Source organism: Bradyrhizobium sp. STM 3561 (assembly GCF_045571455.1).
Classification (GTDB): Bacteria; Pseudomonadota; Alphaproteobacteria; order Rhizobiales; family Xanthobacteraceae; genus Bradyrhizobium; species Bradyrhizobium vignae.
On the sequence record NZ_CP120695.1, the window covers coordinates 7,925,633 to 7,938,537 of the forward strand.

A 12,905-nucleotide genomic window follows, 5' to 3' on the forward strand; every position below is an offset into this window, starting at 1 on the left:
AGCCGGATCCATCAATCCTTGCGAGGCTACAATGAACAAGCTTGTTATGGCCGTAGCGGCTGCTGGAATCGGCTTCAATTCAGTGCACTCCGCGCCTCTGCCCGAAGCGACGGCCCATGACGTCGGCGTTTCTCAGCAGCGCCTCGCCAAGCTCGACGAGTTCTTCGCTCGCGAAGTCGCTAGTAAACGCGTGCCGGGTGCGGTGGTTGCAATCGCCAGGGACGGCAAGCTGATTCACTACAAGGCGTACGGGCAACTCGATCCTGCAAAAGGAAAGTCGATGCGGCTCGACGCGATGTTCGCACTTGCGTCTATGACCAAGCCGATGGTGGCCGTTGCGGGACTTATCCTCATGGAGCAAGGCCGCCTGCCTCTACGGGCCAGGCTTGCGGATTATTACCCGGAATTCGCAAACATGAAGGTGGGAGTGCCACAGCATGACGGCTCATTGGAATTTCAAACGCAGAGTTCTCCGATCTACATCCACGATCTCTATCGCCACACATCCGGGCTCACCTATGGCGTGCCCCCCGACAGCTCAGACCAAGTGGCGCGTCTCTATCCCGATTTCGCCGCTCCGCCACTAAGGGGCGATAAGCAGGCGTTCATCGAAGCAATTACTAAGCTGCCGCTAGCGCACCAACCGGGGACGGAATTCGAATACGGCTTCTCGACCGATGTGCTGGGAGCTGTCGTGGAACAGGTCAGCGAACAGCGATTGGGCGACTATCTGGCCAGAAATCTGTGGACGCCCATCGAAATGCAGGATGCCACTTTCCATTTGTCTGAATCGCAACGCGAACGCATCGCTCATCCATTTCCAGCCGACCCGCTTACGGGAAAGCCACAGGACATCGAGCTCCTCGAAAGTTCGACGAAGTTTGACTGCGGGGGAGCCTGCGCATTTGCGACAGTCGGTGACTACGTGCGCTTTGGACAAATGCTGCTCAACGGCGGGGAGCTCGATGGGCAGCGCATTCTCGGTCCGAAGACGGTGCGCCACATGATTTCCGACCATCTCGGGGCAGAGATCAAAAATAAGGTGGCCAATGTGGAGGCGCACCGTGCCGGCTTCGGCTTCGGGCTCGGAGTAGCTGTACGCATAAACGAGGGTCTCTCGGCGGTTCCGGGCAATCCAGGTGAGTTCACTTGGACTGGCGCCTACGGGACACAATTTTTCTGCGACCCAAAGGAGCGTCTCGTCGTGGTGGTCGGAACGGCAGCGCCCGGAGAAATCCGGAAGTATTACCGCGAACAAGTCCAATATATCGTCTATGCTGCAATAATCCGATAATCCGCTTTCGGCCGAAAGGCTCGGCCAACAATTTTTTGGGGTGGTCGGCAGACAGTGCTGCTACTGCGCATCAATTCGATTGAAGGTCGGCGCCGTTACCTGCTATCCGCGTTGGGGCGGATGGCGCCAGTGCTTCAACAACGAGATCGGCTTCGCTATCCCGAAGAAGCTCTTGCAAGCGGGTTTGCCGTCGCGATGCGCCAAGACGATCGCGCATTGCTGTCGATCGGCTCGCGCGATGAACGCTCCTGTGATAGCTCCGAACGTCCAGGCTCTCGCTTACGATCCTGCAGCGATGCCGTGCGGCAAGGCGCTTTGAATTAAAGGCAGACTGGATCGATCAGACCAAAAAAGCGAGGGCGGTGTCCGACTCACATTGCTGCTTCTCTTCGTCTATCGACAGACGCTTTGGTACGGGCTGCTTGCGCAGTTGCGACTATGAGCGGATTAACGCCCCTTTGGTCAACAATCGGCAAGTCTGATTAACACTGGGGGGCAGTTCGGTGCCCGTCAACTGCACCAATTCCATTGAACAACCGGCATAACACGTGAGTGTCGCGGTCATGCAAACGGGAGCAAGACGTAGTCGCCGTGCAGTGGTGAAACATCGTGCTGCTCTGTTGAAGTGCTCACATGGACGTCCAAAACCGGACACCATTGGCATGACAGATCAATCGCGCAGCTTGTGGCTCGCTGGCTGCTTTCGACAGTCCGCAAATCCCGAAGCGGTGACATGGTATCTGTCAAGTGTTTCGCTTCGGTGGCTTGTTTCTTGCTGAACGTCAGTAATTCGTTACGGCCGAAGACAACTCACATGGAACGCTTCATGAGTGGTGCAACGGAAACGTTCTACAGCGTGATCAGACGTCAGGGTATGACGCGTCGTAGTTTCCACAAATTCTGCAGTTTGACTGCCGCGAGCTTGGGGCTTGGTCCGCTCGCCGCAAGCAGTATTGCCAATGCCCTGGAGACCAAACCGCGTTTGCCCGTCATTTGGCTGCACGGGCTCGAGTGTACCTGCTGCTCGGAAAGTTTTATCCGCTCGGCCCATCCCTTGATCAAGGACGCGCTGCTGTCGATGATTTCGCTCGACTATGACGATACGATCATGGCGGCGGCGGGACACCAGGCCGAAGCCATCTTGGAGGAAACTCGTGCCAAGTACAAAGGCAGGTATGTGCTCGCCGTCGAAGGCAATCCACCGCTGAACGAGGGTGGCATGTTCTGCATTGACGGCGGCAAGCCGTTCGTTGAAAAGCTCAGGTCCATGGCGGAAGAGTCCATGGCCATCATCGCTTGGGGTACGTGTGCGTCTTGGGGATGCGTGCAAGCGGCCAAGCCCAATCCGACTGGCGCGGCGCCGATCGATAAGGTGATCACGAACAAGCCGATCATCAAGGTGCCTGGGTGCCCGCCTATCGCGGAGGTCATGAGTGGCCTCGTGACTTTCATCACCACGTTCGGAAAGCTTCCGGAGCTCGATCGCCAAGGGCGTCCAAGTATGTTCTATTCCGAGCGCATTCACGACAAGTGCTATCGGCGTTCCCATTTCGACGCTGGCCAATTCGTCGAAGAGTGGGACGATGAGTACGCACGCAAGGGCTATTGCCTGTACAAGATGGGCTGCAAGGGGCCAACCACCTACAATGCCTGTTCGTCCCTTCGGTGGAACGGCGGCGTTTCATTTCCGATTCAATCCGGCCATGGCTGCTTTGGCTGCTCCGAAGACGGCTTCTGGGATAAGGGGTCATTTTACGACCGACTCACAACCATCAAGCAGTTCGGGATCGAGGAGAACGCCGACCAGATCGGCATGGCCGCTGCCGGCGTAGTTGGGCTAACCGTCGCTGCACATGCGGCGATCACGGCCGTGAAGCGGATGACCCACAAGCCGGATCGCGCACCCCACAAAAGCAAACCGAGTTGAGGAGGGGGCGACGGTGGCCGTCCAGACACCGAATGGGTTCAATCTTGATCGTTCAGGCAGGCGAATCGTCATCGATCCGTTGACGCGGATCGAAGGCCACCTGCGTGTCGAAGCCAATCTCGATTCCGACAATGTGATCCGCAATGCGGTCTCGAGCGGGACGATGTGGCGTGGTATCGAAGTCATCCTGCGCGGGCGCGATCCTAGAGACGCCTGGGCGTTCACCGAGCGGATTTGCGGGGTCTGCACCGGCACCCATGCGCTCACCTCCGTGCGCGCGGTTGAAAATGCACTAGGAATTGCGATTCCGGAGAATGCCAATTCGATCCGCAACATCATGCAGCTGTGCCTGCTCGTGCATGATCACCTCGTACATTTCTATCACCTGCACGCACTGGATTGGGTCGACGTGGTCTCCGCGCTCAAGGCCGATCCGAAGTCGACCTCCGCGCTCGCGCAGTCTATCTCGCCCTGGCCGCTGTCGTCCCCTGGCTATTTTAAGGATTTGCAGATCCGGCTCACCAAATTCTTCGGATCAGGGCAACATGGTCCGTTCAAGAATGGCTATTGGGGGCATCCGGCCTACAAGCTGCCACCGGAAGCCAACCTCATGGCTGTAGCGCATTATCTGGAAGCGCTGGACTTCCAGAAGGAGATCGTCAAGATCCAAGCTATCTATGGTGGTAAGAACCCGCATCCGAACTGGCTGGTCGGCGGCGTGCCCTGTGCGATCAATATCGACGGAACTGGTGCGGTGGGTGCGATCAATATGGAGCGACTGAACATCGTCTCCTCGATCATCGACCGTTCGATCGAGTTTGTCGAACACGTCTATCTGCCCGACATTGTCGCGATCTGCTCGTTCTATAAGGACTGGCTCCATGGCGGCGGACTTTCGAGCAAGAACGTGATGTCGTATGGCGACATCCCCGAAAACGCAAATGACTGTTCCGCCAAAAGCTTTAAGCTGCCGCGCGGGGTCATTCTTGGGGGCAATCTGAACGAGATACTGCCGATCGACCATGGTGATCCCGAGCAGATCCAGGAATTCGTCGCGCATTCATGGTATAAATATCCAAGTGATTGCTGTGGACTGCATCCCTGGGACGGTATCACCGAGCCGCGTTTTGAACTTGGGCCAAAACTCAAAGGCAGCAAGACAGATATTAAGGAGCTCGACGAAGGCGGCAAGTATTCCTGGATCAAAGCGCCGCGCTGGCGCGGCCACGCGGTGGAAGTCGGGCCGTTGGCGCGATACATCATCGGTTATGCGCAAGGCAAAGCTGGGTTCAAGGAGCCGGCCGAGAGACTGCTCAAGGGGCTCAATCTTCCCCTGACTGCGCTGTTCTCGACGCTTGGCCGCACTGCGGCGCGGGCGCTCGAATGCCAGTGGGCGGCGCATCAGATGCGTTATTTCCAGGATAAGCTGGTAATGCACATCAAGGCAGGCAATACGGCAACTGCCGATGTCAGCAGGTGGAAGCCGGAAAGCTGGCACAAGGAGGCCAAGGGCTACGGGTTCAGTGAAGCCCCGCGCGGTGCGCTTGGGCACTGGATCAAGATCAAGGGCGCCAAGATCGACAATTATCAATGTGTCGTGCCAACGACGTGGAACGGATCTCCTCGCGATGCCAAGGGCAATATTGGCGCTTTTGAAGCCTCCTTGATCGGTACCCCGATGGTCGATCCACACCGGCCCCTGGAGATCTTGCGCACGATCCATTCCTTTGATCCGTGCTTGGCTTGCTCGACCCACGTGATGAGTCCCGACGGCCAAGAAATGGCTTCGGTCAATGTTCGTTAGCGACATGCTGGATAGAGCCCGAAAGCTCCTTGCCGCCGCCGATGCGGAACCCATTGACCGGAGCATCGGCGCTGGCACCGCCTACGCGCCGGTGCGACTGTGGCATTGGGTTAATGCGGCGGCAATTCTGATGCTGAGTTTAACCGGCTATCTCATTGGAACCGGTACACCCGCGATGTCGGGAGAGGCAAGCGGCAATTTCCTGTTCGGCTATATCCGCTTTGCTCATTTCTCGGCGGGATATGTGCTCAGTATCGGCTTTCTTCTGCGGATCTACTGGGCGTTGATCGGAAACGCGCATGCCATGCAGATATTTTGGTTGCCGCTCTGGCGCAGGTGCTTTTGGCGCGAAGTGTACCACGAGATTCGCTGGTACGGGTTCCTTACAGTTGAGCCCGAGAGGCGGCTCGGGCACAACCGTCTTGCTCAGTTAGCAATGTTCTTCATGTTTACGCAGACGATGACGTTCATGGTCGTCACCGGCTTTGCACTTTATGGGCAAGGTGCCGGTACTGACAGCTGGCAGTACAAGCTGTTTGGTTGGGTATTTTCAATTTGGCCGAACAGTCAGGATGTCCACACCGGGCATCATCTCGGCTTGTGGATGATCGTGACTTTTGCGCTGGTCCACATCTACGCGGCGGTTCGGGAAGACTCATGTCGCGCCGGAGCATCTCTTCAATGATATCGGGTGAGCGCGGGTTTCGCGATTGACTGGGCAGCGGATGAATCCGGAAAACAAGAAAAGGATTCTGGTGCTCGGCATCGGCAATATACTGTGGGCGGATGAGGGATTCGGCGTAAGGGTGGTCGAGGAGCTTCACCGCCGCTACGCGATCGATGACAACGTAACCGTCCTCGATGGCGGTACACAGGGACTCTATCTCGTCAGTTTTCTGGAGCAGGCCGATTGCCTGATCGTCTTCGATGCCGTCGACTATGGAATGCTGCCCGGGCAGTTGAAGCTGGTGCGAGATGACGAAGTGCCAAAATTTACCGCCGCCAAGAAGGTGAGCCTGCATCAGACCGGCTTCCAGGAGGTCTTGAGTGCGGCCGACCTGCTTGGTCGGTGCCCGCGGGAGCTCGCTCTCATCGGCTGTCAGCCGCTGGACCTAGAGCATTGGGGCGGTCCGCTGACAGTCCCGGTACGCCTTCAGATTGCGCCTGCGATTGAACTGGCTTGCAAACTCCTGGCGCAGTGGGACTCGCCGGCAAAGCCGCGGACCTCGCCGCTGCCTGCATCAGAACGGCTGTTAGCGAACAATATCGACGATGCAAACTATGAGATGGGGGCTTAGCTGGCGCCGACTGATCATGTGCCTTGGATTGCCAATGACGATTATCGAGACCGACGGCATCACAGCGCTGTGCGAGTATGGCGATGAACAGCGGCGCGTCTCGGTCGTGCTGCTCTCCGACGCCTCGGCCGGCGCCAAGGTGCTCGTTCATATCGACAGCGCGGTGCGGCTTTTGGACGAAAATGAAGCAAGGCTGATCTCGGAGGCACTTGAGGGGCTTGAGGCCAGCCTCAACGGCCAGGACTGCGATCGCTTCTTTGCGGACTTGATCGCTCATGAGCCGCAATTGCCGGAGCACCTGCGCTAGCAGTTCCGCTCGCCAGTTGCGCCGACCAGGCTTCTCACAAATCGTATCCCAGTCGCACGTACCTTTGCATCGAAAATGTCAGGCGCCTCGACCCGCTGGTTCGAGCGCGAGACGCGGACAGAAAGTGATTGGCATACCCCTTGCTATTACCCTGCTAGCGGAACCGAACATTGTCAGGGAAGGCGTGTGATGAAGTTGCAGCCGACGCAGCATGGTCTGGCGCGACCCGCTCCATTCGACGTGGAGGGCGTCAGCGTCGATGCGCGCCTGGTCGCGAACGCTCCCGTGAGGGCGGCCGTGATGCCGCTGCCGGTGGCCGATCCCCTATATTTGCTCCGGATCATCCACGTCGCATTCTTACTTCCTGAGATGGTCAATACGTTTCGGCGGCGCAGGCAAGGTGCAGTGCCTGCGCGCGGCGTAGGTGGCGAACTGGTTGAGTGGCTCGGCCTACGAGCCCCGTCGACGCTGATCCTCGGCCAACGGCACGATACACTCCGCCTGATCGGCAGGAGGCCGGTCCCTTTCATCGCGATCGATCGCATTTCGGTACCGATGGTTCGGCCACACGCCGGCAGCGCTTGTGTCGGCAAGTGCATTGCCTCTCGATCCAGCCAACGGATCATCGCATTATGAAAACAGCGATCCGCGTTATATCCGATGGCGCCGACGGGGCGGCGAATGACCTTGCCACGGGCACTAGAAGTCTCGATGTATTCTACAGCGGGTTGACGAGTGCGCGTGCGCTCGCCCAGCGAGCCTGGCGCGACGGCAACGAGCTTGCAAGGACCTATCCGAATGCCACCGCGGTACTATCGAACGCCGCTGCTGCCGTCGCCAGGCAGAGAAGCGGCGCTCGGACGCAACTGTACGGCCTCGCTAATCTCAGCGATCCCGAGCGCAAGCTGATAGCCGAAGTGCTCGGCGCAGGTGAGGTCGCCGGCGTGGTTGCGCTGCCAGATGGCTCTTTGGCGCAAATCCGTGAGTCCGTGCTTGCAGGAATTTGGCGCGTGCGCATCGGAAGCGGGCCAGCGCGCGAATATCTTGAGGTCGGAGCGATCCCGCAGATTGTCCGGCGCGCTGCAACTGACCTGACGTCCGTCGATCTTGCGATCGGCCCGGCGCCGGTGGGCGCAATGAACGTGCAACCGGTGCTCGCCGAAATACGCGAGCGGGCCCGCGGCTGGCGCTTTGGCATGCGCGCGCATGTCATCAATCTCACCTTGCTGCCGATGAGCGTTATCGACCTAGCATTCCTGCAGCAAAGCCTGGGCAATGGTCCGGTCCAACTCATCTTTCGCGGCTACAGCACGTGCCGTGTGCAGGCGACCGGGATCAGGAACGTCTGGTCGGTGCAGTTCTTCAATTCTACGGACAATATCATCCTTGATACGTTGGAGATCGGCGACGTTCCAATTGTTGCGTTGGCTGCCGACGAGGATTTCCAGGACTCTGCCGAGCGCATGCAGGAAATTATTGAGGCGTACTTCACATGAAGAGCTTGGAGAGCGCTCGCCGTCCGGTGAGATTCCGTAGATGGCGCGGGCGCAGCGACCGCCGGCTTACGTGGCGCAGGATGTTGGTGGAGCGGTGCGCATGAGCCTCGCTGCCGGCAACAAGATCGATGTCACCGTATCGCTAGCTTCCGACGTAGTCGCCGCGATCGAGATCCTGCCGCGAGTCCGGCCTCCGCTGGCACGGCTGTTCGCTGGCAAACAAGCCTCGTCGCTGCTCAACGTGCTGCCGCGGCTCTTCGCATTGTGTGCCGCTGCACAGCAAATTGCACTACTGTCCGCGGTCGAGACGGCGCGCGACGAAGCGATCACTCGCGCAACAAAACAGCGTCGTATTGCGCTTATCGTTATTGAGCGCATTGCGGATTTGCTACGCAGTCTGTTTGTCGGACATCTTGCGCAAGACGTCGCGGGTGCGGCGGCAATCCGCTCCTTGATGCGGGGAATGTCAGCGCTTCTTGGCAGCGCACACTCACCCTGGGGCTCTGCCCAATGCGAAGCAACAGCGCGGATCGTAGGTGCGCTGAACGCGCTCGGCATGTCGGATGAGGGGCGCGCGGTGAGGTCCGGTAGCCCATTGGCGCTTCGCATTGCAGCGCTTGATGAGATCGGCCTGAAGCCAATTCCAGCGGACCACTCGTTCCTGTCCGTTGCTGACGACCTCAATATCGTTAAACGGCTGCTCGTGGATGGCCCGACATTTTGCTATCGTCCGGATCTTGACGGACATGTGCCCGAGACGGGTCCATGGGCGCGCCAAATGACGCGTGATCGGCTCCCGCCGAGCCCCTCCGGTGCGGCCGAGCGGCTGGTTGCCAGAATTGCTGAAACGCTCCGATTATGTGCCTGGCTCAAGGCCGGTGCTCAGATTGACTCGGCGGAGCATGGGATTGTCGAAAGATATAAGTTAGGATTCGGCCGTGCGGCGGCCGCGGTCGAGTGCGCCAGGGGGCGTCTCTACCACGCGGTTGAGCTTGATCCTCAGGGCCGGATATCCCGCTTCGAATTCCTTGCGCCGACGGAGTGGAATTTCCACCCGTGCGGACCGCTTGTCCGCAGCCTGCAGGGCGCGGTGCTGACGGGTAGACCACGTCGGGATGCAGTCGATGCGGTGATTGCATCGCTCGATCCGTGCGTCGGGTTCACTCTCAGTTTTCGCGAAGTTGGCCATGCATGAAATGGCGATTTGTCTTGGCGTCATTCAAATTGTCGAGGAGGAAGTACGTCACGGATCGTTTTCGCGGGTGCGGAGCGTCTGCCTAGAGATGGGTGCGCTGAGTCATGCCGCGCCTGAAGCGATCAGGTTCTGCTTTTCTGCGGTTGCAGCGCGGACCGTTGCCGAAGGTGCAGTCCTTAACATCATCGAACTGCCAGGCGTTGCCTGGTGCATGAGCTGTTCGAAGAACGTCGAGATTGCGCAACGCGGTGAGTGCTGTCCTTGCTGCGGCAGCTATCAGTTGCAGGTAACCGCGGGCGAACAGATGCGCGTGAAAGAACTGGAGATCGATTGATGTGTACCGTTTGCGGCTGCAACGAAGGGTCGCCGTCGACCAAACGCGCCAAGGCGCATGATGTGGAGAGACATGAGCGATACGATGCCCATGTGCAGGTCGATTGCGATCACCATTATGCCCGTCCGCCTGGCGAGCAAGGCCTTCAGCGTTTAAACCATGCTGGCGATAGTCATAGTCGTCACCGCTGCTCTGCCCATCACCAGGCTCATGGCGGGCAGGCGCTTCTGAGCGGCGCCGAGCCGGCTGGCTTGAAGGTCGCCGGCGTGAGCAGGGAACGGGTCATTCAGATCGAGCGCGATATTCTTGCCAAGAATAATGGGATTGCGGCGGACAACCGCGCGTTCTTCGTCGCTGATGACCTGTTTGTATTTAATCTTTTGTCCAGTCCTGGTGCAGGTAAAACGACGCTGCTCGTCCGCGCCGTGTCTGAGCTCAAGCGCAGCCGGCCAGTCGGGGTCATCGAGGGCGACCAGCAGACCTCGAACGATGCCGAACGCATTCGGGCCGCCGGCGTGCCAGCCATCCAAGTTAACACCGGCAAGGGTTGCCATCTCGACGCGGCGATGATTGGCGAGGCCTATCGCCGTTTGCCGCAGCTCACGGGTGGTATTCTCTTCATCGAGAACGTCGGCAATCTGATCTGTCCCGCCGCCTTTGATCTTGGCGAGGCCTGCAAGATCGTAATGCTGTCGATTACCGAAGGTGAAGACAAGCCGCTCAAATATCCTGATACGTTTGCCGCGTCTTCGCTCATGGTGATCAACAAGATCGATCTGGCTCCGCTGCTTGATTTCGATTTCGGCAAGACGATCGAATACGCCAGACGAGTCAATCCAAAGATCGAGGTGCTTGTCGTTTCGGCTCGCACAGGCGAGGGGTTTGGCGCGCTCTACGCCTGGATCGATAGGCAGGCGGGGCATCAGAGGCGCTCCATAGAGGACACAAGGCGATGAGCGCCGCAACCACCTGCGGAACGCGGCTGCGCGTGCGCGTGAGTGGGACAGTGCAAGGGGTCGGGTTTCGTCCTTACGTCTATGGACTCGCCAAGCGCCACGGATTGGCGGGCTTTGTCATCAATGGCCCGGAGGGCGTTACGATCGAGGTCGAGGGCCGCCGCGCGTCGGAGTTTGTGGCAACGTTGCCGCTCGAGGCGCCTCCATTGGCACGCATCGACCACATCTGCGTTCGGGAGACTGCAGCGCTGGGGGCGAAAGACTTTTCGATCGGCACGAGCGAAGGCGGCAAGTTGTCAACGCAGATTGCCCGTGATGCCGCCGTCTGCCAGCAATGCCTCAATGAGCTGTTCGATCCAGAAAATCGCCATTACCTTTACCCCTTCATCAGTTGCTGCCATTGCGGCCCACGCTACACCATCTCCGAACGGATTCCGTACGACCGCCGCAACACTGTGATGAGGGCTTTTAGGCTGTGCGCCGCTTGCGCGGCCGAATATGCCGATCCGGCGAGCCGCAGGTTTCATGCGGAGGCGATCGCGTGTCCGACATGTGGGCCTCGGCTCAGCCATGCGATCAGCGCCATTGTCGCTGCAATCGCGGGAGGACAAATCGTGGCGATAAAGGGGCTGGGCGGATACCAGCTTCTTTGCGATGCGCGTAACCAGGATGCCGTGCAGCGTTTGCGCAGGAGAAAGCAGCGCCTTCAGAAGCCGTTCGCGGTCATGGTCGATACCGCGGCCCGCGTCAGCGACATCGCGGAGGCGAACGCACCCGAGCTTGCGCTGCTCCAATCCGTAGCACGTCCCATCGTCCTTCTGCCTTCGCGCAACAATCTGGCGCCCGCCATAGCTCCTGGCTTATCGCGTGTGGGTGTTATGCTGCCTGTGGCGCCGCTGCATCACCTCATCCTTCATGCGCTTCGCTCGGCAGGAGCATGTGCGGGGACCGGCCCGGTCATCGTCGCCACCAGTGCCAATCTTTGCGGCGAACCGCTCCTGATCGACAACGCGCAGGCGCTGCGTCGGCTCAACGGGATCTCCGACCTTATCGTGACCCATGATCGCGATATACTGACGCGTGCTGATGACTCCGTTGTGTCGGTGGTGGCTGGCCAGCCACAATTCATTCGTCGCGCCCGTGGCTATGTTCCCGAACCGATCAGGCTTGCGAAGTCTGTGCCGCCCGTGCTCGCCGTCGGCGGCGCGCTGAAATCGACCATCACCATCACGCGGGGCAACCAGGCGTTTGTCTCTCAGCATATTGGTGATCTGGATACGGCCGAAGGCATCTGTGCGTTCGAGGAGACGATCCGACACCTCACATCGAGCCTTGATGTGGAGCCTGTCGCGATCGCCCATGATCTGCATCCCGATATGGCTTCTACCCGGTTTGCGGAAGCAAATGGCCGCGAGCTGGTCGCGGTCCAGCATCACCACGCCCACGCTGCCGCAGTGATCGCCGAGCATGGCCATGCAGGACCTGCGCTTGCCCTCGTGCTCGATGGCCATGGCCTTGGCTCAGAGGGCGGTAACTGGGGTGGCGAGCTATTGTTGTGCGAAGGAACGAGGTGCCGACGCATCGGGCACTTGGCGCCCCTGCAAATGCCTGGTGGAGATCGTGCAGCCCGCGAGCCGTGGCGCATGGCCAGCGCAGTATTGCACTTGGTCGGCCGGGGTAACGAAATCGGGCTGCGCTTTGCGGCGCAACGACAGGCCGGATCTGTGTCGGCCTTGCTCGATCAGCCGGGCGGGGCCACCACGACCAGTGCGGGCCGGTTGTTCGACGCGGTGGCGGCGCTGCTGGGGATTGCGTGTTTGCAGAGCTATGAGGGCGAAGCGGCGATGAAGCTCGAGGCGCTGGTGCGGCGGACTGCGATTCTCGAAGGCGGCTGGACGATCGAGGACAGCGTGCTGTCACTTCGTCCGCTGTTTGCACGTTTCATTGAAGATGACATTGACGCGGTGGGCGGCGCCGGGCTGTTTCATGGCACCTTCGCCGCTGCCTGCGTTGACTGGGTCACGCGGTCTGCCCGGACAACGGGCGTTAATACCGTCGTTCTGAGCGGCGGCTGCTTCCTGAACGCGGCGCTGGCGGATGAAATCCCGCGCGGTTGCATCGCGTCTGGCCTTACGCCGCTCGTGCCTCGGCGGGTGCCGCCCAATGATGGCGGTTTGAGCCTTGGCCAGGCCTGGATTGCCGCTCTGCAGATAGCTCAACAGTCCGCCAGGGGAGGAACAGCCTGATATGTGCCTTTCGGTTCCGGCAAAGATTGCGAAGATTCTTCCCAATGA

The 12,905-nt window shown here is 59.5% G+C and carries 11 protein-coding genes and 1 pseudogene; all 12 read left to right on the plus strand.

Features of this window, described 5'->3' with window-relative positions:
- Positions 1-31: 31 nt before the first annotated feature.
- The 12 genes and pseudogenes from P6U28_RS37535 to hypF all read left to right on the plus strand — a co-directional run bounded on the left by P6U28_RS37535 (position 32) and on the right by hypF (position 12,857).
- On the plus strand, positions 32-1,294 hold the full coding sequence (locus tag P6U28_RS37535) for a serine hydrolase domain-containing protein (protein WP_407120816.1): 1,263 nt from the start codon (positions 32-34) through the stop codon (positions 1,292-1,294).
- Between the two features lie 826 nt (positions 1,295-2,120).
- The gene (locus tag P6U28_RS37540; RefSeq protein WP_407123152.1) at positions 2,121-3,221 is read left to right on the plus strand and encodes a hydrogenase small subunit; all 1,101 of its coding nucleotides are present in this window, start codon (positions 2,121-2,123) and stop codon (positions 3,219-3,221) included.
- A gap of 13 nt (positions 3,222-3,234) precedes the next feature.
- On the plus strand, positions 3,235-5,025 hold the full coding sequence (locus P6U28_RS37545; RefSeq protein ID WP_407120817.1) for a nickel-dependent hydrogenase large subunit: 1,791 nt from the start codon (positions 3,235-3,237) through the stop codon (positions 5,023-5,025).
- 4 nt (positions 5,026-5,029) lie between these two features.
- Positions 5,030-5,739: pseudogene (cybH, locus tag P6U28_RS37550) on the plus strand (Ni/Fe-hydrogenase, b-type cytochrome subunit).
- An 11-nt stretch (positions 5,740-5,750) separates the two neighbouring features.
- Entirely contained in the window at positions 5,751-6,323 is a 573-nt protein-coding gene (locus tag P6U28_RS37555; protein ID WP_407120818.1) for a HyaD/HybD family hydrogenase maturation endopeptidase, read from the plus strand.
- A 16-nt stretch (positions 6,324-6,339) separates the two neighbouring features.
- Positions 6,340-6,630 (plus strand): HypC/HybG/HupF family hydrogenase formation chaperone, encoded by a 291-nt coding sequence (locus P6U28_RS37560; protein ID WP_209296512.1) that lies wholly within the window; start codon positions 6,340-6,342, stop codon positions 6,628-6,630.
- 189 nt (positions 6,631-6,819) lie between these two features.
- Positions 6,820-7,266: a hypothetical protein gene (locus P6U28_RS37565; protein WP_209296502.1), complete on the plus strand. Its 447-nt coding sequence runs from the start codon at positions 6,820-6,822 to the stop codon at positions 7,264-7,266.
- Entirely contained in the window at positions 7,263-8,126 is an 864-nt protein-coding gene (locus P6U28_RS37570) for a hydrogenase expression/formation protein (protein ID WP_209296501.1), read from the plus strand. Before P6U28_RS37565 ends, P6U28_RS37570 begins: the two co-directional genes overlap by 4 nt.
- Positions 8,127-8,226: 100 nt before the next feature.
- The gene (locus tag P6U28_RS37575; protein ID WP_122406915.1) at positions 8,227-9,321 is read left to right on the plus strand and encodes a hypothetical protein; all 1,095 of its coding nucleotides are present in this window, start codon (positions 8,227-8,229) and stop codon (positions 9,319-9,321) included.
- The gene (gene hypA, locus P6U28_RS37580) at positions 9,314-9,655 is read left to right on the plus strand and encodes a hydrogenase maturation nickel metallochaperone HypA (RefSeq protein WP_407120820.1); all 342 of its coding nucleotides are present in this window, start codon (positions 9,314-9,316) and stop codon (positions 9,653-9,655) included. The genes P6U28_RS37575 and hypA overlap by 8 nt, the downstream gene beginning before the upstream one ends.
- Positions 9,655-10,611, plus strand: a complete 957-nt coding sequence (gene hypB, locus P6U28_RS37585; RefSeq protein ID WP_407123153.1) for a hydrogenase nickel incorporation protein HypB — start codon at positions 9,655-9,657, stop codon at positions 10,609-10,611. Before hypA ends, hypB begins: the two co-directional genes overlap by 1 nt.
- Positions 10,608-12,857: a carbamoyltransferase HypF gene (hypF, locus tag P6U28_RS37590; protein WP_407120822.1), complete on the plus strand. Its 2,250-nt coding sequence runs from the start codon at positions 10,608-10,610 to the stop codon at positions 12,855-12,857. Before hypB ends, hypF begins: the two co-directional genes overlap by 4 nt.
- Positions 12,858-12,905 lie beyond the last annotated feature (48 nt).

What these genes read in the sequence shown, in the direction of transcription:
- hypB (WP_407123153.1), top strand. Translation starts at nt 9,655, where the DNA reads ATGTGTACCGTTTGCGGCTGCAACGAAGGGTCGCCGTCGACCAAACGC.
- P6U28_RS37540 (WP_407123152.1), top strand. Translation starts at nt 2,121, where the DNA reads ATGAGTGGTGCAACGGAAACGTTCTACAGCGTGATCAGACGTCAGGGT.
- hypF (WP_407120822.1), top strand. Translation starts at nt 10,608, where the DNA reads ATGAGCGCCGCAACCACCTGCGGAACGCGGCTGCGCGTGCGCGTGAGT.
- P6U28_RS37555 (WP_407120818.1), top strand. Translation starts at nt 5,751, where the DNA reads ATGAATCCGGAAAACAAGAAAAGGATTCTGGTGCTCGGCATCGGCAAT.
- P6U28_RS37575 (WP_122406915.1), top strand. Translation starts at nt 8,227, where the DNA reads ATGAGCCTCGCTGCCGGCAACAAGATCGATGTCACCGTATCGCTAGCT.
- P6U28_RS37570 (WP_209296501.1), top strand. Translation starts at nt 7,263, where the DNA reads ATGAAAACAGCGATCCGCGTTATATCCGATGGCGCCGACGGGGCGGCG.
- hypA (WP_407120820.1), top strand. Translation starts at nt 9,314, where the DNA reads ATGCATGAAATGGCGATTTGTCTTGGCGTCATTCAAATTGTCGAGGAG.
- P6U28_RS37535 (WP_407120816.1), top strand. Translation starts at nt 32, where the DNA reads ATGAACAAGCTTGTTATGGCCGTAGCGGCTGCTGGAATCGGCTTCAAT.
- P6U28_RS37565 (WP_209296502.1), top strand. Translation starts at nt 6,820, where the DNA reads ATGAAGTTGCAGCCGACGCAGCATGGTCTGGCGCGACCCGCTCCATTC.
- P6U28_RS37560 (WP_209296512.1), top strand. Translation starts at nt 6,340, where the DNA reads ATGTGCCTTGGATTGCCAATGACGATTATCGAGACCGACGGCATCACA.